At 71.0% G+C, this 20,578-nt stretch carries 16 protein-coding genes; 9 read left to right on the top strand and 7 right to left on the bottom strand.

The window, feature by feature from the left end:
- Window position 1 precedes the first annotated feature (1 nt).
- Together EDF51_RS17645 and EDF51_RS17640 are read left to right on the top strand one after the other, a co-directional pair.
- Entirely contained in the window at window positions 2–1,711 is a 1,710-nt protein-coding gene (locus EDF51_RS17645) for an MDR family MFS transporter (protein WP_243837156.1), read from the top strand.
- A 14-nt stretch (window positions 1,712–1,725) separates the two neighbouring features.
- The gene (locus tag EDF51_RS17640; protein ID WP_134195821.1) at window positions 1,726–2,229 is read left to right on the top strand and encodes a flavin reductase family protein; all 504 of its coding nucleotides are present in this window, start codon (window positions 1,726–1,728) and stop codon (window positions 2,227–2,229) included.
- 116 nt (window positions 2,230–2,345) lie between these two features.
- On the opposite strand, the gene EDF51_RS17635 is transcribed toward EDF51_RS17640, so the two are convergent.
- Window positions 2,346–2,933, bottom strand: coding sequence for a TetR/AcrR family transcriptional regulator (locus tag EDF51_RS17635; RefSeq protein WP_123939119.1), 588 nt, complete (start codon window positions 2,931–2,933; stop codon window positions 2,346–2,348).
- 73 nt (window positions 2,934–3,006) lie between these two features.
- Window positions 3,007–5,196, bottom strand: coding sequence for an MDR family MFS transporter (locus EDF51_RS17630; RefSeq protein ID WP_134195819.1), 2,190 nt, complete (start codon window positions 5,194–5,196; stop codon window positions 3,007–3,009).
- A gap of 96 nt (window positions 5,197–5,292) precedes the next feature.
- On the opposite strand from EDF51_RS17630, the gene EDF51_RS17625 reads away from it, so the two are divergent.
- The 3 genes from EDF51_RS17625 to EDF51_RS17615 all read left to right on the top strand — a co-directional run bounded on the left by EDF51_RS17625 (window position 5,293) and on the right by EDF51_RS17615 (window position 9,334).
- Entirely contained in the window at window positions 5,293–5,757 is a 465-nt protein-coding gene (locus EDF51_RS17625) for a MarR family winged helix-turn-helix transcriptional regulator (protein ID WP_131845216.1), read from the top strand.
- Between the two features lie 105 nt (window positions 5,758–5,862).
- Window positions 5,863–7,662 (top strand): DEAD/DEAH box helicase, encoded by a 1,800-nt coding sequence (locus EDF51_RS17620; RefSeq protein WP_134195817.1) that lies wholly within the window; start codon window positions 5,863–5,865, stop codon window positions 7,660–7,662.
- Window positions 7,663–7,999: 337 nt separating this feature from the next.
- Window positions 8,000–9,334 carry a fibronectin type III domain-containing protein gene (locus EDF51_RS17615; RefSeq protein ID WP_134195815.1) on the top strand — a complete coding sequence of 445 codons (1,335 nt, stop codon included), beginning with the start codon at window positions 8,000–8,002 and terminating at the stop codon, window positions 9,332–9,334.
- Between the two features lie 214 nt (window positions 9,335–9,548).
- On the opposite strand, the gene EDF51_RS17610 is transcribed toward EDF51_RS17615, so the two are convergent.
- On the bottom strand, window positions 9,549–10,454 hold the full coding sequence (locus EDF51_RS17610; RefSeq protein WP_279586159.1) for an NAD-dependent epimerase/dehydratase family protein: 906 nt from the start codon (window positions 10,452–10,454) through the stop codon (window positions 9,549–9,551).
- Between the two features lie 145 nt (window positions 10,455–10,599).
- On the opposite strand from EDF51_RS17610, the gene EDF51_RS17605 reads away from it, so the two are divergent.
- The 4 genes from EDF51_RS17605 to opgC all read left to right on the top strand — a co-directional run bounded on the left by EDF51_RS17605 (window position 10,600) and on the right by opgC (window position 16,548).
- Window positions 10,600–11,340, top strand: coding sequence for a TetR/AcrR family transcriptional regulator (locus EDF51_RS17605; protein WP_134195811.1), 741 nt, complete (start codon window positions 10,600–10,602; stop codon window positions 11,338–11,340).
- 329 nt (window positions 11,341–11,669) lie between these two features.
- A complete protein-coding gene (locus EDF51_RS17600; protein ID WP_134195843.1) occupies window positions 11,670–13,619 on the top strand; it encodes a glycosyltransferase in 1,950 nt (649 codons plus the stop codon).
- Window positions 13,616–14,026 (top strand): ATP-binding protein, encoded by a 411-nt coding sequence (locus tag EDF51_RS17595; protein ID WP_166673582.1) that lies wholly within the window; start codon window positions 13,616–13,618, stop codon window positions 14,024–14,026. Before EDF51_RS17600 ends, EDF51_RS17595 begins: the two co-directional genes overlap by 4 nt.
- Window positions 14,023–16,548, top strand: coding sequence for an OpgC domain-containing protein (gene opgC, locus EDF51_RS17590; RefSeq protein WP_132099507.1), 2,526 nt, complete (start codon window positions 14,023–14,025; stop codon window positions 16,546–16,548). Before EDF51_RS17595 ends, opgC begins: the two co-directional genes overlap by 4 nt.
- A 230-nt stretch (window positions 16,549–16,778) precedes the next feature.
- Here the strand turns inward: opgC and EDF51_RS17585 are convergent, their stop codons facing one another.
- Genes EDF51_RS17585 through EDF51_RS17570 form a run of 4 tightly spaced genes read right to left on the bottom strand, consistent with a single transcriptional unit; the run spans window position 16,779 to window position 20,504 of the window.
- On the bottom strand, window positions 16,779–17,882 hold the full coding sequence (locus EDF51_RS17585; RefSeq protein ID WP_132099508.1) for a Gfo/Idh/MocA family oxidoreductase: 1,104 nt from the start codon (window positions 17,880–17,882) through the stop codon (window positions 16,779–16,781).
- A complete protein-coding gene (locus EDF51_RS17580) occupies window positions 17,879–18,709 on the bottom strand; it encodes a ThuA domain-containing protein (protein ID WP_132099509.1) in 831 nt (276 codons plus the stop codon). The genes EDF51_RS17585 and EDF51_RS17580 overlap by 4 nt, the downstream gene beginning before the upstream one ends.
- Before the next feature lie 47 nt (window positions 18,710–18,756).
- Window positions 18,757–19,647 (bottom strand): carbohydrate ABC transporter permease, encoded by an 891-nt coding sequence (locus tag EDF51_RS17575; protein ID WP_131845225.1) that lies wholly within the window; start codon window positions 19,645–19,647, stop codon window positions 18,757–18,759.
- Complete coding sequence (locus EDF51_RS17570; RefSeq protein ID WP_111084886.1) at window positions 19,644–20,504, bottom strand: sugar ABC transporter permease; 861 nt, start codon at window positions 20,502–20,504, stop codon at window positions 19,644–19,646. Before EDF51_RS17570 ends, EDF51_RS17575 begins: the two co-directional genes overlap by 4 nt.
- Window positions 20,505–20,578 lie beyond the last annotated feature (74 nt).

The raw sequence follows: 20,578 nt of genomic DNA, 5'->3' as shown, positions 1-20,578 counted from the left end.
GGTGACCCCGGCCCGTCGGTGGCTCGCGCTCGGCGGGCTCTGCCTCGGCTTCTTCATGCTGCTGCTGGACAGCACGATCGTGTCCGTCGCTCTTCCGGACATCGGCAGCGACCTCGGCACCGGCGCGTCGCTGTCGGTCTGGGTGAACAGCGCCTACCTGTTCGCGTTCGCCGTGCCGCTCCTCGTCGCCGGACGGCTCGGCGACCGCTTCGGGCACCGCCGGGTCTACCTGCTCGGGCTCGCGGTGTTCACCGTCGCGTCGGTCGGGTGCGCGTTCGCACCGGGGATCGGCGCGCTCATCGTCTGGCGCGCCGTGCAGGGCGTCGGTGCCGCGCTGCTGACACCCCAGTGCCTGACCGTGATCCGCTCGTTGTTCGAACCACCCCGGCTCGCCGTCGCGCTCGCCGTCTGGAGCGCCGGTGGCGGTGCGGCGACCGTCGCCGGCCCGATCGTCGGTGGCGTGCTCGTCGAGGCGTGGGGGTGGCCGTCGGTCTTCCTGGTGAACGTGCCCGTCGGCATCGTCACGGCCGTCGCCGTGCTGCGGTTCGTGCCGGTGTCCCGACGCATCGCGGTGCCCCTGCCGGTGCTCGCCGTCGTCGGGGTGACCGCCGGGGTGTTCGCGGTGGTGGTCGGTGTCCAGGGCACGGGCGACGGTGTCCTCGCCGCACCCCTGCCGCGGGTCGGTCTGGTGGTGCTCGGCGCACTCGTCGTCGCTGCGGTGCTCACGGTGCAGCGCCGCGCGGGGGACCGGGCGCTCGTCCCGCTCGGGTTGTTCCGCGACCGCGGGTTCGTGACCGGCTCGTGGGGCGCGACCGCGGCGTCGTTCTGCGTCGGCTCTGCCCCGATCCCGCTCATGCTCGACCTGCAGGACGGACGTGGTCTCGGACCGGGTGCCGCGGCCCTCGTGCTCGTGCCGATGGGGGTCGCCTGCCTGGCCGCCGCGCCGTTCGTCGGCCGCACGACGAACACCGCTGGCCCCCGTGCGACGGCGACCATCGGCGCCGTCCTGCTCGTCGTCTCGGTGGCACTGACCGCCGTGCTCATCGGGACCGCCGCACCCCTCTGGGCGGTCGCGACGGCGTTCACCGGCTTCGGGGTCGCGAACGCGTTCGTCTGGTCCCCGTTCTCGCTCGCGGCGGTGCTCGGAGCCGGACCCGCGACCATCGGTGCGGCGTCGAGCACCTTCAACACCGTGAAGCAGCTCGGTGCCGTCCTGGGCAGCACGGTCACCGCCGTGCTGCTCGCGGTGTCGACCGACGCGGTGGCCCTCGGTGCCCTGGCGCTGGCGGCCCTCGGGGCACTCGTGGCAGCCGCGTCCCTGCCGGGTCGCGCACCGGCGGTCCTCACCGGCGCGGTCGTGCACGGCGCCGGGGTCGGGCACGGGCTCGGGTTCCCGACCGCCAACCTGCTGCCCGACGACGGGCGCGCGGTGCCGTCGGACGGCGTCTACGTCGGCTGGCTCACCGCGCCGACGTGGTCCGGTGCCCGTGAGGCCCTCGTGTCGATCGGCAGCAACAGCACCTTCGCCGACCGGCCGCGCACCGTCGAGATCCACGTGCTCGACTTCGACGGCGACCTGTACGGCACCCCCGTCGAGCTCACCGTCGGCCGTCGGCTCCGGCGGCAGCGCACGTTCCCCGGCCCGGACGCCCTCGTCGCCGCGATGCGTGCCGACGAGCGCCGTGCCCGCACCCTGCTCGCCCGCTCCTGAACGAAGGAACCACCATGCAGCACGACTTCACCGACGACCCGCTCGACATCCGCGAGGCGATCGCCGAGGTCCCCTCCGTCGTGGCCGCCATCGCCGCACGGGTCGAGGGCGTGCCGGTCGTCATGGTGGCGACGTCGTTCACCGTCGGCGTCTCGTACGACCCGCCGCTCGCGACCATCGCCGTGCAGCACTCGTCGACGACCTGGCCGGACCTGGCCGGGGCACCGGTGCTCGGCATCTCCGTGCTCGCCGAGGGGCACGCGGCGCAGACCCGGCAGCTGGCCTCCCGCGACCGGGCACAGCGACTGGTCGGCGTCCCGCACGTCGACACCGGGTCGGGAGCCGTGCTGCTCGACGGCGCCCACTCGTGGCTGGAGTGCTCGGTCGAGGCCGTCCACCGCGCGGGCGACCACGACATCGTGGTGCTGCGGGTGCTCCGCTTCGCCCGCGACCGCGCCAACGCCGCTCTCGTGTGGCACCGGCCAGCTCGGCGGCCAGCAGGCGCCACCACCGCCTGACGTTCTTTCCCAGAACGCGTGCGATGGAAAGCGGAATGGGGCGTACCTGGTCAGAAGTTCCGACCCGGTACGCCCGAAACGACTCGGTACGCGGCACGCCTCGCGCAACAGCCCCGTCAGGAGGCCAGCGCCGCCATCTCGCGCACCACGGCCCGGAGCCGCACCGCGAGCTCGTCGTTGTTCCGCACGGAGTCGCGGTGGGCGGCCTCGCTGAGCGCCGACATCACGAGCGTCACCGCCGTGCGTGCGGTCTGGTCGTCGGTCCTGGTGCCCACGACGCTGAGCAGGGACTGGCGCGACTCGGCCATCCACTGCATGACCATCGAGGACATCTCGGGGCGGAGCACCAGCAGCTCCTTCATCCGGCGGCGGTCCTGGGACAGCGGTACGGTCGCCGCGACGAGGGTGCAGAGGTCGTCGACCAGGCCGCCACGAGCCTCGGTGAACCATGCTGCGGAGGGCTCCGGGACCTCGACGGAGTCGAGTCCGAGGGCGGCGTGCGCCTTGGACGAGAAGTAGTTGAAGAAGGTGCGGGGCGAGACGTCGGCATCGGCGCAGATCTGCTCGATGGTGACGCCGTCCAGCCCGTGCGCGGACACCAGCGTCAGGGCTGCGTCGTGCAGCGCCTGCCGGGTCTGCTGCTTCTTGCGCTCCCGCAGGGTGCACGGCTCCGTCGCCACTGCAGCTGCCGGGGTGGTGATCACGTGGACTCCTGGTGGTGGGGGTTGGTGGGCCGCCCGTGCCGGAAAGGGGGCACGGCACGGACGGCCCGGTCGGTCACCGACGGTGCGTCGGTGTGGATCCGGTCGAACCCGATCCGGTCGGCACGGACCCGGTCATCGGACCGGTGAACGAGCCGGCGTCGGCAGCGGCGGCGCCGGCCTCGGCCTCGAGCTGGGCCTCGGCGGACAGGTCGGCACGCTCCTGCAGGGCGGAGCGCTGGCGCAGCGGCGGCACCCGGAAGAACCAGGTGAGCACGAACGCGAGCAGGATCACGCCGAGACCGACCCAGTAGATCGTCACGGACGAGGCGTTGAAGCCCGCCATGAACGGCCGGGTGAGGCGGCTGTCGGCACCGGTCAGGAACGACGTGTCGTTCGTGCTGGTGGCGCTGTCGCTCGTGGTGTTGCCGTCGTCGATCTTCTTCGCGAGTTCCGGGGTGAGCTCGTCGACCCAGTACGAGCGCTGCGAGGCGTTCGACCAGTCGACGGACACGGTGCCGTCCTGCACGCTGGCGTGTGCCTGGTCGGCGACCTGCTCGAGGGCGGACTGCTCGGCCGCTGGCGTCGCCGCTGCGACCTGCTGGTCGATGACGGACTGGGCCGAGGCGGCGGGGACCGCACCGGCGGCGACCTGCTGCTGCACGGCGGTCGTGACCTGCTCGGTGACCGCTGCGTCGGCGGCTTGCGTCGCCTTCGCGGAGGCAGCGTCGAGCTGCGACTGCACGGTCTTCGTCAGCGGGGTGACGACGGGCGTCCAGATCTTGTCCATGGCGCCCTGGTTCGCCTTCGCGCTGGCGACGGTGGGGTTGAGCGCGGCGTCGAGTGCCGGACCGAGGTCCTTCTCGTTCGCCGTCGCGTGCAGGATGTTCGCCGGCATCACCGAGAACAGGATGGACAGCAGCACGGCGGTGCCGAGCGTGCCACCGATCTGGCGGAAGAACGTGGCGGACGACGTGGCGACGCCCATGTCACGAGCCTCGACGGAGCCCTGCGACGCCAGGGTCAGCGACTGCATGACCGAGCCGAGGCCGAGACCGATGAGGAACATGCCGATCATCAGGAACCAGAGCGGCTTGTCGATCGACATGAAGGTCAGGACGACGTAGCCGGCGGAGACGAGCGCGGTGCCGATGACCGGGAAGATCCGGTAGCGGCCGACGCGGGCGACGATCTGACCGCTCGTGATCGAGGCGATCATGAGACCGCCGACCAGGGGCAGCGTGGCGAAGCCCGACTCGGTCGGGGTGAGCCCCACGACGATCTGCAGGTAGAGCGGGATGGTGAGCATCGCGCCGAACATCGCGAAGCCGACCAGGAACCCGATGACGGTCGCCATCGAGAACGTGCCCGAGCGGAAGAGCTTGAGCGGGATGATCGCCGCGTCGCCCATCTTCGACTCGATGAGCAGCAGCCCGACCAGGCCGACGACGCCGACGACGTAGCAGGCGATGGCGGCGGGGGAGCCCCAGCCCCAGATGCGGCCCTGTTCGGCGACGAGCAGCAGCGGCACGAGGGTGACGATGACGGCGGTGGCGCCCCACCAGTCGACCTTGGGCTTCGCGTCGTCGGCACTGTGCACCTTCGGAAGGTGCAGGAAGACGATGACCATGAGGAGCGCGGCGACACCGATCGGCACGTTGATCAGCAGGACCCAGCGCCATCCCGTGATCCACAGGATCTCGGAGGAACCGGCGAGCAGCCCGCCGATGAGCGGCCCGATGACCGACGAGATGCCGAACACGGCGAGGAAGTAGCCCTGGTACTTGGCACGTTCGCGCGGGGCGAGGATGTCGCCCATGATCGCGAGCGGTAGCGACATGAGCGCACCGGCGCCGATGCCCTGCACGGCGCGGAAGGCCGCGAGCATGAGCATCGAGGTGGACATCGACGACAGGACGGCGCCGAGGATGAACACGACGATGCCGAAGATGTAGAGGGGCCGCCGGCCGAAGATGTCGGAGAGCTTGCCGTAGATCGGCGTCGCGATCGTCGAGGTGATCAGGTAGGCCGTGGTGACCCAGGCCTGCTGGTCGAGGCCGTGCAGGTCGTCGCCGATGGTGCGGATCGCCGTGCCGAACACCGTCTGGCCGAGGGACGACAGGAACATGCCCGCCATCAGGCCGTAGATCACCAGGAGGATCTGGCGGTGGGTCATCAGGGGCTGCTGGCCGGTCCCACCGGAGGCCGCGGGGGCCTCGGCGGTGTGCCGACCGTGCTGCACCTGGACGGGTGCGGTGGCGGTCATCGAACTCCTTTTTCGTGCTGTGTAACTTTGCAGACCGCGCAACGATACATCTGTTGCTTCCAGCAAGCAACTAAATGTGGCCACTACGCTGTCCTCATGTCCGACGACCGGCGTGCCGCCGAGCGACTCCTGCGATCCCAGCTCGACCGGCTGTGGGTCCGGCAGACCCTGCGTTCCTCGCTCATCGAGTCGAGCGGGGGCCTCGACCCGACGGCGCGCGTGATCCTGCGGGCCGTCGCCGGCCACGGGCCCGTCCGGGCGACCGCGATCGCCGACGCCACCGGGCTGTCCCGCCCGGTCATCAGCCGCCGGGTGGCGTCGCTCGTCGAAGCCGAGCACCTGGTCGGCTCGCCGGACCCCGCCGACGGTCGAGCGACCCTGGTCTCGCTCGCACCTGCCGGCAAGCAGTTGCTCGACCAGCTCGACGCGGCCGGTGCCGAGGTCTTCGACGACCTCACCGAGGAGTTCGCGTCGGACGAGCTGCGCTCGCTCGCCGAGATGCTCACCCGGCTGAACGACCGGGCGGACGCCGTCCTCGGGATCGGCACCACGCGCCCGTGACGTGACCACGGGCGGACGGGAGGCCCGTGGCGGGCCCGCCCCGTTCCTCCTGTCCGCACGCCCTCCGGTCACTGCGGAGCGCGCATTCGAGATACCGTTGGTGGTATGAGCACGGATACCACCCCCACCACTGAGACCCTCGACGACGGGCCCGTGGTGACGTTCGCCGATCTCGGCCTGAGCGACGCTGTGCTCAAGGCCGTCAAGGACATCGGTTACGAGACCCCTTCCGCCATCCAGGAAGCCACCATCCCCACGCTGCTGGCCGGCCGCGACGTCGTCGGCCTGGCGCAGACCGGCACCGGCAAGACCGCGGCCTTCGCGCTGCCGATCCTGTCCCGCATGGAGTCCGGCAGCAAGAAGCCGCAGGCGCTCGTGCTGTCCCCGACGCGTGAGCTCGCCCTGCAGGTGTGCGAGGCGTTCGAGCAGTTCGCGTCGCACATGAAGAACGTCCACGTCCTGCCCGTCTACGGCGGCCAGGCGTACGGCGTGCAGCTCTCCGCCCTGCGCCGTGGCGTCGACGTCATCGTCGGTACCCCCGGTCGCATCATGGACCACCTGGCGAAGGGCACGCTCGACCTGTCCGAGCTGAAGTACCTGGTGCTCGACGAGGCCGACGAGATGCTCAAGATGGGCTTCGCCGAGGACGTCGAGACGATCCTCGCCGACACCCCCGACGACAAGCAGGTCGCGCTGTTCTCGGCGACCATGCCCGCGCAGATCCGCCGCATCTCGCAGCAGTACCTGACGGACCCCGCCGAGATCACGGTCAAGACCAAGACGAAGACCGCGGCGAACATCACGCAGCGCTACCTGATGGTCTCGTACCCGCAGAAGGTCGACGCGCTCACCCGCATCCTCGAGGTCGAGGACTTCGAGGGCATGATCATCTTCGTCCGCACCAAGAGCGAGACGGAGACCCTCGCCGAGAAGCTCCGCGCCCGTGGCTACGCCGCAGCCGCCATCAGCGGTGACGTTGCCCAGGCCCAGCGCGAGCGGACCGTCAACCAGCTGAAGTCCGGCAAGCTCGACATCCTCGTCGCCACCGACGTCGCCGCCCGTGGCCTCGACGTCGACCGCATCACGCACGTCGTCAACTTCGACATCCCCGTCGACATCGAGTCCTACGTGCACCGCATCGGCCGCACCGGTCGTGCCGGCCGCTCGGGTGACTCGATCAGCTTCGTCACCCCCCGCGAGCGTCGCCTGCTCTCCGCGATCGAGCGCCACACGAAGCAGCCGCTCACCCAGATGCAGCTGCCGACCATCGACGACGTCAACGAGACGCGCCTGACCCGCTTCGACGACGCGATCACCGCGGCGCTCGAGGACCAGGGCCGCATCGCCGCCTTCCGCGACGTCATCGCGCACTACGTCGAGCACCACGACGTCCCCTCGGACGACGTCGCCGCCGCCCTGGCCGTCGTGGCGCAGGGCGACTCGCCGCTGCTGCTGACCGCAGCCGACGACGCCCTCCGTACGCAGATGGAGCGCGACGCCCGTCGTGGCGAGCGCGACGACCGCGCTGCACGCGACGACCGTGGCCCGCGCAGCGACCGAGGTGGCGACCGCGACCGTGCGCCCCGCCGTTCGCAGCCGATGACCGCCTACCGCATCGAGGTCGGCCGTCGTCACCGCGTCGAGCCGCGCCAGATCGTCGGCGCGCTGGCGAACGAGGGTGGCCTGCGCCGCGACGACTTCGGTGCGATCCGCATCCAGCCGGACTTCTCGATCGTCGAGCTGCCCGCCGACATGGACGGCGGCGTGCTCGACCGCCTGACCGACACCCGGATCAGCGGCAAGCTCATCGAGATCAAGCCCGACCGCCGTGGTGGCGGCCGCCGGTACGAGGACCGCGACCGCGCGCCCCGCGACGACCGTCCGGAGCGCAAGCCGCGCTACTGACGCTCGCCGCGTCCCCGACGCGAGTCGGGTCCTGGACGCGACCCCATCCGGACGGGAGGCACGGTGCCAGCTGGCACCGTGCCTCCCGTCCGTCGTCGGTACCGGTCCCGGCCCCGCGAGACGCCGTCGTGTCGGCTCCACGCCGCCGAATCGGCGAGACGCCGTCGGATTCGGCAGCGTCTCGAGAACACGACGGCGTCTGCCGGTCCAGCCGTGCGGCATCTTGCGGTGCGGGGAACCGCAGATCACGCCGGGATCCGTTCCCCTGGCGCCCGAGCGGTGCTGTGATACCTGCAGCCGTGACGCAGGGAGCCGCGGAGAAGGCAGGGGAACGAACATGTACCGAGCACTCATCACCGCCGCAGCAGCGGTGGCGCTCGTCATCGGGGGAGTGACGCCGGCGACGGCTGCCCCCTCGTCTCCGTCCTCGGCGCCGGGTGCGCCGACCTCCGTCCGGGTCTCGGGCGCGGCCGACAGCGCCACCGTCACCTGGGGCGCCCCGAAGTCCGGCGCCAAGGTGACCGGCTGGAAGGTCACGATCGCCCCGGCGCAGCACCAGCCCGATCAGGGCGTCGACCGGCTGCCGGCGAAGGCGCGGTCCGATCGCTTCGGCGACCTGACGCCGAAGACGACCTACAAGTTCTCGGTGCGGGCGATCGGCGCGAAGAAGACCGGCCGCACGACCACGGTCAGCTACACCACGCCGTCCGTGGTCGACACGACGCAGTCGCTCTTCGCCCTCGACGCGTCCGGCAACGTCGTGCGGTTCGCCGAGGACGGTTCCGGCGTCGGGAAGGTCGTCGCCGCGAAGGGGACGGGCTTCGCCGCGGACGACGTCGGTGACGTGTTCACCCCCTCGGCGGACCTGACCTCGATCCTGTTCCACCCCGCCGACGGCAGTGCCACGCGGACGCTGGCGACCGGGCTGCACCTGACCCCCGACCTGCGCTCCGACGTCGCCGGCAACCTGTACTGGATCGACTCGGTGACGGGTGCGGTGCAGAAGCTCCCCGTCGGCAGTTCCACCGCGACGGCCGTGCTCGACCTGACTGCCACGGGGAGCGGGCAGCGGTTCTGGACCGTCACCCCCGACGGCAAGGTCGTCGCCTTCGGTGGGACGGCCGGCAACTCGTGGGTCACGGGCACCGGCATCGCGCCCCGCTCGCTCAACGCGTCGTCCGGTCTCGGCGTCGGGTACCCGGCCGGGGTGCTCGCCGACTCGCACGGCAACGTCTACCTCGACATCCGCTCGCCCGGTGCTGCCGGCTCGTGGGCCTGGTACCAACTGAAGCCCGGTGCCACGGCGTTGACCACGATCGAGCCGCGACTGGCCTTCGAGTACGGTGCCGCGAACGCCGACGGCTTCTCGCTCCTGCAGTCCGCCGAGTGGTGCACCGCTCCGGCCGAGTACCCGACCAGTCCGACCGGCTGCAAGGTCGACCGCACGATCCCGGACAAGCTCGTGGTGGGCACCGGTGGGAAGTCCACCGTGGCGGTCTCCGGCATCACGGCAGGGTCGCGTGGTCCGAACACGGGTGCCGCCTCCGACGACGGGGACGTGTTCGCGAACGTCGACAGCGGGCCCTCGGCCGGGCTGTGGCGTGTGCCGGCCTCCGGCGGGGCTGCGCAGCAGCTGTCGTCGGCGCAGTACTCGCGGCTGCTGGTGATCTGACCGGCAGACCGAGGCAGGACGGGGTGGGACGCAACGGCGCGTCCCACCCCGTCCTGTGTTCCGGGTGCGGGGCGGGCGCGGACCCGAGGTTCCGAAATCTTGGAGTCTCGGCGCGTTCTCGGCCGCTCCGTGGAACCTCGGCGGCACCCCGGCGGCGTGTTGTGGAACCTCGGCGGCGCCGCAGCCCCCCGCAGCCCGCCGCCCCCAGCCCGCCTCACGCCACCCCCGCGACCGTCCGGCGACACACGTCGTCCCACGGGGTCGGCTCGATGCCGAACGCCGCGCGGCTCTCGGCATCGTCGACCACGTACGGTGCGGTCCACTGGTAGCTCATGTCGGCGAGCTCCCGCATCATCGGCGACACGAGCCCGAGCGCACGGATCGCCACCGCGGGCATCCGGTGGACGGGCACGGGCGCCTTGCCCGCCGCCGCCAGCACCTCGGCCAGTGCCTGCCGCTGGCTGCGAGGAGGATTGCTCGGCACCATCCACGTGCGGCCGTGCGCGCCCTCGTCCGAGGCCGCCGCCACCAGGGTCCTGGCGACGTCGAGCACGTCGGTGAAGGTGTGCGGCAGGTCGGTCCTGCCGAACATCGTCACGGCCTTCCCCTGCAGTGCGGCCGGCAGAACCCGGGTGACGTGTCCGTTCGCCCCGATCCCCGGGCCGACGAAGTCCGAAGCGCGGACCTCGACCGTGCGGATGCGTCCGGCACGGTGCGCGGCCAGGGCATCGGCCCACAGCCGTGCGCGGAGGATCCCCTTGTGGTCGGTCGCAGCGTCCGGGGTGTCGGGGCGCATCGGTCCGTCGACCGGGCCGTACGGGTACAGGTTCCCGGTGATCGCGTAGGTGGCGCCGGTGCGTTCGGCAGCGGTCAGCATCGACGCCGCGAGCGGCGGCCAGGTGCGCTCCCACTGGGTGTAGTCGCCCGGGTTCGCGCAGTTGTACAGCACGGCGGCGCCGTCGGCTGCCCGGGTGAGCGCCTCGGCGTCGGAGGCATCGAGTGCGACGTGATCGACCCTCGACAGGCCGGTGTCCCGACCCGAGCGGGTGGCGACGGTGACGTGCTCACCGCGTTCGGCGAGCAGCGCGGCGACGTGGCGGCCCACCGGGCCGGCGCCGATGACGAGGTGGTGGTGCGACCTGTTCCCTGCTTCCGTCCTGGTTGTGAGAGCGGTGCTCTCGCGACCAGGATGCGCGCTCGGCAATGAAAGAGCAAGAGCACTGCTCTCATTTGTGTGCAGTGCTCTCGTGTGGCAGGGTGACCGGATGGCACCGACAGCGCGCGAGCTCGCCCGGCAGACGATCCGGGCGGACATCCTGGCCGCCGCGCGCACCCGCCTCACCGACGAGGGGCCCGCAGCGCTCAGTCTCCGCGCCGTCGCCCGCGACGTCGGCATGGTGTCGTCCGCGGTGTACCGGTACTTCCCGAGTCGCGACGACCTGCTCACCGCGCTGCTCATCGTCGACTACGACGAACTCGGCGCAGCGGTCGAAGCTGCTGACGCCGCGGCCGGCCCGGAACCGGGTGCACGCTGGGTCGCCGCGTGCCGCGCGATCCGGTCATGGTCCGTCGCGCACCCGGGCGACTTCGCGTTGCTGTTCGGGTCGCCCGTGCCGGGCTACGCCGCACCGCGCGAGACGGTCGTGCCCGCCGCGCGGACGACGCTCGCGCTGGTGCGGGTGGTGGCCGATGCGGTCGCGCCCGGCGGCGACGTCACGTCGGCGTCGGGGGCGGACGGGAGGCCCGGATCACCCGCCGCGCCCACGGCGGCTCCCGGGGTGGCCGGTCCCGCCGTCGCGGACGCAGTGACCACCCTGCGGTCGTTCGGCATCGCGCTGCCCGACGAGGTCCTGGTCCGCACCCTGATGGCCTGGTCGACGGTGTTCGGGACGATCTCGTTCGAGCTCTTCGGCCACTTCGTCGGCTCGGTGTCCGACGGCGCCGCCTACTTCGACCAGGTGATCGCGCGGCTCGCCGACGACCTCGGGTTCGCCGCCACGTTCTGACCCGGTCCTGCGGTCGCCCCGAGCCGTTGTCCACGACTCGCACTCGGGGCCTGACAGAGTGCTGGTCACTGCGGTAGACAGGTCCCTACGCCGAGGTCGTGCCCGACGACCGGAGCGGACGGCCGGCACGGTGCCCCCTGGGCAGCGGCCGGACGGCACCACACCCGGGCGTGCGCTGCGGCCGGGGTCCGCGCGGATCAGGAGGCACCCTTGCGACGCAGCTCGGCCGGCGACCCCGCAGACGGAGTGACCGGGTGACGGCGCTCGACGTCAGCCGCCAGGACCGCCGCCGGCTCACCACCGGCACGGCTCGCCGACGACTCGTCACGGTGCGCACGGTCGCACTCCTGGCGTCGATCGCCGGTGTGAACTACGTCGTCTGGCGCTGGGCCGCCTCGGTGAACTGGCACTCCTGGTGGATCGCCGTGCCGCTCATCCTGGCCGAGACCTACAGCGTCATCGACTCGCTCCTGTTCGCGTTCGGGGCGTGGCGGTTGCGCGAGCGTGGCGAGCCCCCGACGAAGCCGTCCTCCGACGTCACGGTCGACGTCTTCATCACCACCTACAACGAGCCCGTCGAGATGGTCGTGCGCACGGCCCGTGCGGCGCAGGCGATCACGCACCCGCACACGACGTGGATCCTCGACGACGGCAACCGCCCCGAGATGCGTGCGGCCGCCGACTCGCTCGGCATCGGTGTCATCACCCGCGGTGCCGACTGGATCGATCGTCCCCGGCACGCCAAGGCCGGCAACCTCAACAACGCCCTGCTCGCGACCCAGGGCGAGTTCCTGCTCATCCTCGACGCCGACCAGGTACCAGAGCCCGGCATCCTCGACCGCACGCTCGGCTACTTCAAGGACTCGCGGATGGCGCTCGTGCAGACGCCGCAGTGGTTCGAGAACGTCCCAAAGGCGGACCTGCTCGGCAGTCAGGCGCCGCTGTTCTACGGGCCGATCCAGCAGTCGAAGGACGGCTGGAACGCCGCGTTCTTCTGCGGGTCGAACGCGATCCTGCGGCGCGAGGCCCTGATGCAGCTGGGCATCTCCCGCTACGTGGTCGAGGTCGAGGCCTCGGTGCAGCGCACGATCACGACGTCGCGGAAGCTGCTGGCCCGTGCCCGTGCGACCGAGACGGACCCGCGGGTGCTCGGCGCCCTGGACGAGGCCGAAGCCGTCGTCGACCGCGCCCGCGACCAGGTCCGGGCCGGCGAACCGCTCGGCGACGTCACCTACGCGTTCCAGCGGGGGATCGACACGATCGCCTTCCGGTTCGCCGCCGCCGACCTCGAATCGGTGCGGAACGACCTGCAGGAACTCGCCGCGATGTCGACCGACGCGAACACCTTCGCCGGGCTCGACGACGCCGCGCTCGACGTGCTCGGGCGGCGCGACGCATCGCCCGTGGCGGCGATCGAGTCGATCGCGGTCCTCGCACGGGCACTCGACGTCAACCGCGACGACGAGGCGCAGCCGATCATGCCGCTGGCGACGATCTCGGTGACGGAGGACATGGCCACCGCCATGCGGCTGCACGGGCTCGGATGGAAGTCGGCGTACCACGACGAGATCCTGGCGAAGGGCCTGGCGCCGGAGGACCTGCCGACCATGCTCGTGCAGCGGCTCCGTTGGGCGCAGGGCACCATGCAGGTGTTCTTCCGCGAGAACCCGCTGGTGCAGAAGGGCCTGTCCTGGGGCCAGCGCCTGATGTACTTCTCGACGATGTGGAGCTACCTGTCCGGGTTCGCCGCGATCGTATACATCGCGGCCCCCGTGCTCTGCCTGTCGTTCGGCGTCGTCCCGGTGCAGGCCTACAGCGTCGACTTCTTCGCCCGGCTGATCCCGTTCCTCGTGCTCAACCAGCTGCTGTTCTGGGTGGTGGCCGCCGGCAGACCCACGTGGCGCGGGCAGCAGTACTCGCTCGCGCTGTTCCCGGTGTGGATCGAGGCGGTGACGAGTGCGTTCGAGAACGTGTTCCGCGGCAAGCCGCTCGGGTTCCGGGTCACGCCGAAGGTGCGCGACGAGACCGAGCAGAAGCCCCGGTGGGACCTCGTCAAGCCGCAGCTCATCGCGATGGGGGCGCTGGTCGCGGCACTGATCCTGATCGGCATCCGCTACCTGACCGGGCAGGCGTCGGGCATCGCACCGCTCGTCAACACGGCGTGGGTCGTCTTCGACCTGTTCATCTTCAGCATCGTGATCCGGGCCGTGCTCTACCGCGGCCCGGGCACGGCAGCCCAGTCAGAGCACGAGTCGAGCACCGCCGGAGGACCACTGTGAACGCCGAGACCACCTTCGACGTCGCCGCGACGCCCGTGTCGCTCGACGAGGTCCAGGACCGTTTCGGCGCCTGGTGGGACGGCCTCGGCATCGACGATGCCCGGCTCCGCTTCGCGCTGGAGACCGCGCTGGCCGAGGTCGCGGCGAACATCGTCGAGCACACCGCGCGTTCCGACCAGGAGACCGGTCGGCGCTACACCGTGCGGCTCGAGTCGACCGATCAGGCGCTCACCGCGGAGCTCACCGACAACGGTCTGCCCGTGGACATCGACCTGAGCGCCGTCACGATGGCCGACGTCGAGCAGGAGAGCGGACGCGGCCTGGCGCTCGCGATCGCCGCCCTCGACCGGCTGGAGCACCGGCACGAGCACGGGCACAACGTCTGGACGCTGGTGTGCGACCGGTGAGGCTGCTGGCGGCCCGCGTGGTCGCCGTCCTCGTCACGATCGCGACGCTCCTGCTCGGCGGTGCGCTGCCGGCGTCCGCGGTGACGGAACACACGGCCGCGGCGACGGTGCACACGGCCTCGGCCACGGAGCCGGCGAGCGGGACGACCTGGTTCGGCCCGGACCTCGACTGGGGCGACGACTCCCCGGCGGGGTACGAGGGACGGCTCGGTGCGACGCCGTCGATGTACGGGGTGGAGATCGACTACCCGCTCGACCGCTCGGCCCGGCGGGAGCTCCTCCGCGCGACGCGTGCCGCGGCGACGCAGGGCGCGGTCCTCGTCGTGAGCCTCGAGCCCGGGCAGTCGCTCCGGTCACTCGACGCCGCCGACGCCCGCGCCGCGAACACCGCGTTCCAGGAGATCCACGACCAGTACGACACCCAGGTGCTCGTGCGGTTCGCGCCGCAGATGAACGGCACGTGGGTGCGCTGGGGGCAGCAGCCGACCCAGTTCGTGCAGGCGTTCCGGACGCTCGCGACCGCGGTGCACGGCGGCGACTCCGACGCGCGCATGGTGTGGTCGCCGTCGTACGGTGCGGGGTACCCGTTCGGTGAGTCTGCGGGACGCCTGGCGGACCTCTCCGCGACCGACGTCGCGAAGCTCGACACCAACGGCGACGGCGAGCTGACCGCGGCCGACGACCCCTACGAGCCGTACTGGCCGGGCGACGCCTCGGTGGACTGGGTCGGCTTGTCGATGTACTACTTCGGCAAGGGCAAGTCGACCGAAGCCGCCGGTCGTGACGTCCCCCTCACCCGCAACGACGTGCCGGAGCGTGGCGAGGTCGAGTCCCGGTTCGACGAGACGTGGGGCTACGAGCAGCAGCAGGCGGACAGCTTCTACGACCGGTTCGCCGTCGCCGGTGACCGGTCGATGCTGCTCGACACCGGCGCGCTGTACGACCACACCCGCCGGGGCGATGCGGAGCTCTCGGTCAAGCAGGGCTGGTGGCGGCAGGTGATCGCCTCGGTCCAGGACCGCCCGTTGATCCGGGGCGTGACCTTCCTCGAGACGAACCGCCGCGAGCCCGAGGCCGGGAACCGTGTCGCCGACTGGCGCGACACCGCGGTGCCGGGGATCGCCGGTTCGTTCCGCACCGACCTCGAGCGCGGCGACCACTTCGCCTTCGGGCCCGTCACCGACCGCATCACCACGCAGCAGGGCAACGCCGCGACCGACCAGCAGTACGACACCGGCGGCGACCAGATGGCCTGGATCGTCTGGGTCGCCGTGGGCCTGGCGGTGGTGTTCCTGCTGAGCGGGCTGTTCGGACGGTTGCTGCCGAGCTGGCGCTACCCCGACGACGGGAAACCCGGGCGTGACCTGCGGCTCGACCTGTTCCGCGGGTTCATCATCCTGGCGGTGGTGATCACCCACATCGAGATCGGCGGGCCGTACTCGTACCTCACGCTGCACGCGGTGGGTGCGATCACCGGTGCCGAGATGTTCGTGTTCCTGTCCGGCATGGTCCTCGGCATGACCTACCCGTTCGCCATCAAGAAGTTCGGCGAGTGGGCGGCCGCGATCGGGGCGTGGAAGCGTGCCCGCAAGCAGTACCTCGTCACGCTCGTGGTGATCGCGGTCGTCTTCGCGCTGAGCTTCGTCCCGTTCCTGAACACCGACGCGATCACGACGTTCACCGACCGGGGGACCGGCACCGGGGGCGTCGGTGCCGAGGGCCGGGTGTACGACCTGTACCCGAACGCGATGCAGCTGCTCGGCTACCCGCCGCCGTGGTACGCCATCCGACAGTTCCTGCTGCTCGAGATGGGCCCGTGGCCGTTCAACATCATGGGTCTGTTCGTGGTGCTGAGCCTGTTCATCCCACCGCTGCTCTGGCTGATCCGCCGCGGCTTCTGGTGGGTGGTGTTGGTCGTGAGCTGGGCGCTGTACGTGTTCCAGGCCCTCAACCCGGAGTTCCGCCCGCTGAACTCGCAGTTCGAGGCGGTGTTCCCGCTGCTCACCTGGCAGGTCGTGTTCACCCACGGCCTCGTGCTCGGGTACTACCGACGGCAGATCATCGGCGCGCTCACCGGGCGGCTCGGCAAGGCCCTGGTCGGCATCGGTGTCGGCGGCTACGCGGCGTTCCTGGTGTACGTCTGGGCGGCGAACCACGCCGGGTTCACACCGGTGCCGTTCCCGGCGTCGATGTACGAGGACCTGTACAACACGGCGTACCAGCGGGTGGACCTGCAGTGGGGCCGACTGGTCGACATCGCGTTCTTCGCGATCGTGTCGTACGCGATCCTGACGGTGTTCTGGAAACCGATCTCGGCGGCGATCGGGTGGCTCTGGATCCCGATCGGGCAGGCGAGCCTCTACGTCTTCGTGTGGCAGGTCTTCTTCGCGCTGGCGATCGCGTCGATACCCGGCGTGCCGTGGGGCGACTTCTGGATCGGCTTCGTGGTGCACTCGGCGTTGATCCTGCTGGCCTGGTACATGGTCCGCAAGAAGTTCCTGTTCTCGGTCATCCCGCGCTGACGCGACCGCGGGACGGACGGGAGGCCCGTGGCGGCGTCGCCACGGGCCTCCCGTCCGTCCTCGGTCACGTCCACCGCACGCGCCGCGCCCGACGGGAGCGGTCGCGGTCCCGCGACTCGCCGCTCACGTCCGCCGAGGTTCCGATCGGGAGCCTGACGGACGCCGACATGCCGAGATCTCGGAACCTCGGGGGAACACGCGCGGGCGCGCCGGGCGGGCGCGCCGGGCGCCTACGGCGTGGGGACGGGGGTGCTCAGGGCCTCGCGCACGGGGCCCCAGGCGGCCAGGCGGTCGCGGACCGCGTCGTGCCGCTCGGCGGCGAGTGCCTCGACGTGTGCGCGCTCGAGCACCTCGTCGATGACGATGCGCTGCCCGGTGCGGGTCGACGCGATCGCCGCCTCGACCATCGCGAGGCTCATGACGTTGCCGTGCACCTCACCGTCCGGGGTCTCGCCGGAACGCACGGCGTGCACGAAGGCCGTCAGCGCCCCGGCGATCTCGTGCCCCACGCTGGCAGCGGGCGACGGCGTGCCCAGGGTGCCGTCGAGGTCGCTGGACGGGTCGTGGTCGCCGTCCCACAGCGCCGTGCCAGCCGCACCCGAGGCTCGCCAGTCGCCGTTCCACGAGGTCTCGGCCCCCGGCGCGCACCACGAGCCGTCGTACACGTACCGGACGTCGTCCTCGAAGGCGAAGACCGCTGCCGCCGCCGCGTCGCCGCGGTACCAGGACCACGACGGGTTCCACGACTCGCAGTACACCGACACCGGGTCCCGTTCGAGCACGTAGCGGGCGGAGTCGAACGCGTGGATCGCCATGTCGAGCAGCAGGACGTCGTCCATCTGCTCGCGGAAGCCGCCGAAGTGCGGGGCCTTGGCGAACCGGGTGCCCAGGCCGCCGATCGCGCCCAGGCCGCGCACGTGCTGGCGGAACGCGACGAGCTGGTCGTTGTAGCGCCGCGACTGCGACACCATGAACAACTTGCCGGTGGCCTCGGCGGCCGCGGCGAGCGACAGTGCCTCGGCGACGGTCTGCGCTGCCGGTTTCTCGCCGAGCACGGGGAGCCCGGCGTGCAGGGCCTGCAGTGTGACGGGGTGGTGCGCGACCGGGACGGTGATGTCGAGCACCGCCTGTGCACCGGTCTCGGCGGCGAGCACGGTCAGGTCGGTGCCGACGGGGATGCTCGGGTCGCCGGCGTGTTCGGCACCGGCCCGGGCGGCGTCGAGGTCGAGGTCGACGATGCCGACCAGCTCGACGTCGGGGTCGGCGGCGACGGTGCCGAGCCAGGCCCGGCCCATGCCCCCGGCGCCGACCTGCAGGACGCGGAGCGCGGTCATGCCTGCGCCCCGGCGTGGTCGTCGACGGGCGCGTCGTCGACGGGAGCGTCCTCGACGGGCGCGTCGTCGAACGGGCCGCGGTAGTGCTGGCCCTCGAAGTACTCGCCCAGGTCGTAGCGGCGGAGCGTCGGGATCTCGCGCTCGCGCTCCGGCCGCGCCCACTCGGTGGCGTTCGCGATCACGCGGCGCACGTCCTTGTGGTGGTACACGGGGAAGTCCTGGTCGCCGGGCGAGAAGTAGAAGATCTTCCCCAGGCCGCGGCGGTACGTCATGCCGCTCCGGAACACCTCGCCGCCGGTGAAGCCCGAGATGAACACGAGCTCGTCGGGGGTCGGCACGTCGAAGTACTCGCCGTACATCTCCTGCTCGGGGATGACGATCGGGTTCGGGACGCCGCGGGTGATCGGGTGCTGCGGGTTGACGGTCCAGACGAGTTCCTGGTCGTGTTCACTCCGCCAGCGCAGGGTGCACGTGGTGCCCATCAGCTTGCCGAAGATCTTCGACCAGTGGCCGGAGTGCAGGACGACCAGCCCCATGCCGGACAGGACGTGCTTGTGCACCCGGTCGACCACGGCGTCGTCGACGTCCTGGTGCGCGGCGTGCCCCCACCAGGTCAGGACGTCCGTCGCGGCGAGGACCTCGTCGGTCAGGCCGTGTTCGGGTTCCTGCATGGTGGCGGTCCGGACGACGGCGTCGGGCAGGTTCTCGCGGATGCCGTCGGCGATCGCGCCGTGCATGCCGTCGGGGTACCGCTCGGCGACGTGCTGCTCGACCTGCTCGTGGACGTTCTCGCCCCAGACGGTGATGCGCAGCGGGGTGGTGGTCATGGTGTGCCTTTCAGACGGTGGTACGTGGTGGCGTCGGTCCGGGGCCGTCACTTGACGGCACCGCCGAGGGCACCAGCGGAGATGTACTTCTGCGCGAAGATCAGCAGGACGGCAGCGGGCAGGGACGCCAGCACCGAGGTCGCCATGACGGGTCCCCAGTCGGTGACGTTCGAGCCGATGTAGTTGTAGATGCCGAGCGTGATCGGTCGCACTGCGGTCGTCGACGTCAGGGTCAGTGCGATGAGGAAGTCACCCCATGCGCCGAGGAACGTGAAGAGCGCCGCGGTGACGATGGCGTTCCGGCTGATCGGCACGACGATCGACACGAACGCCCGGAAGTCGCTGGCGCCGTCGACCAGGGCGGCCTCGACCAGGCTCGGCGGGATCGACTCCATGAACGCCCGCATGAGCAGGATGGCGAACGGCACCTGGACCGCGCTGTCGGCCAGGATCAGCCCGACGTAGCTGTTGAGCAGCCCGATGTTGTTGAACAGCGTGTACAGCGCGTTCGCGATGACGATCGCCGGGATCATCTGGGTGATGAGCAGCACGAGCAGGAACACCCGGCCGCCGCGCATCCGGAACCGGGCCAGGCCGTAGGCGGCCGGCGTAGCGATGGCCAGCGTCAGCAGGACGGTTCCGAGGCCGATGATCATGCTCGACAGGAAGTTCTGCCCCTGCTGGGCGAACGCGGCCTGGTACCCGGCGAAGGTGGGGGAGAACGGGAACCACGTCGCCGTTGCGGCCCCGGACGTCGCCTGCAGGCTGGTGTTCACCATCCAGTAGACGGGGAACACCATGATCGCGAGGAACACGCACCCGAGGATCGTGAACGGGATGCCCTTGGCGGAACCGCGCGGGCGGGGTGCCCGGGTGGTCCGCTTCGTCGTGATCGCGCGGGTGGCGGTGACGGTCTGGTTCGCGAGTCCGACGCTCATTCGTCGACCGCCTTCCGGGAGATCGCGATGTAGACCATCGCGAAGACGAACGAGACGACGATGAGCACGTTGCTCACCGCGGCTCCGATGCCGAACTGGAAGTTGATGAACGACTGGTGGTACGCGTTCGTGGCGAGGGTCTGCGTCGAGTTCGCCGGCCCGCCGCCGGTCAGGCCGAGGATGATGTCCACGACCTTCAACGTGTAGACGACCCCGAGCACGACCACGACGCTGACCACCGACCGGATGCTCGGCCACGTGATGTACCAGAACGCCTTGAACCCGGTGGCGCCGTCGAGCGACCCGGCCTCGTAGAGCTCCGGCGGCACGGACTGCAGGCCGCTGTACAGGATCGTCGTGTTGAACGGGATGCCGAGCCACACGTTGACGCCGATGACGGCGATGAGCGCGAGGCTCGGGCTGACCAGCCACGGGACCGGGGCGATGCCCACCAGGCCGAGGAGCTGGTTGAGCGCCCCGCTGTCCTGGTCGAGCAGCCACTTCCACACCGCGCTCGAGGCGATGAGCGGCAGCAGCCACGGCAGGAGCAGGAGCCCCCGCAGGAAGCCCGACAGCGGGAAGTGCCGACGGAAGAACAGCGCGAGGCTCAGCCCGATGACGAACTGCAGGATGATCGAGCCGGCCGTGAACAGGGCGGTGTTCACGAGGCTCGTCGTGAAGACCGAGCTCTGGAACACGGAGATGTAGTTGCCGAGTCCCACCCAGGGGGCTTCGCCGGTGAAGAAGGTCGCCGTCGTGTAGTCCTGGAAGGACATGATGATGTTCTTCACCACGGGGTAGCCGAAGAAGACGGCCACGAAGACCGCCGCTGGCACCACGAAGAGCCATCGGGTCACGCCGGATCGGAACCGGGCTCGTCGTTGCCCGGGTCGGGGTGTCGTCACGGGCGGGATCGTCCGTGGTCGTGTCT

Origin of the sequence: Curtobacterium sp. PhB25, assembly GCF_004365375.1 — a bacterium.
Taxonomy (GTDB): Bacteria; Actinomycetota; Actinomycetes; order Actinomycetales; family Microbacteriaceae; genus Curtobacterium.
Note: the sequence above shows the minus strand (reverse complement) of the source record. Positions and strands in the feature narration are given on the sequence as shown.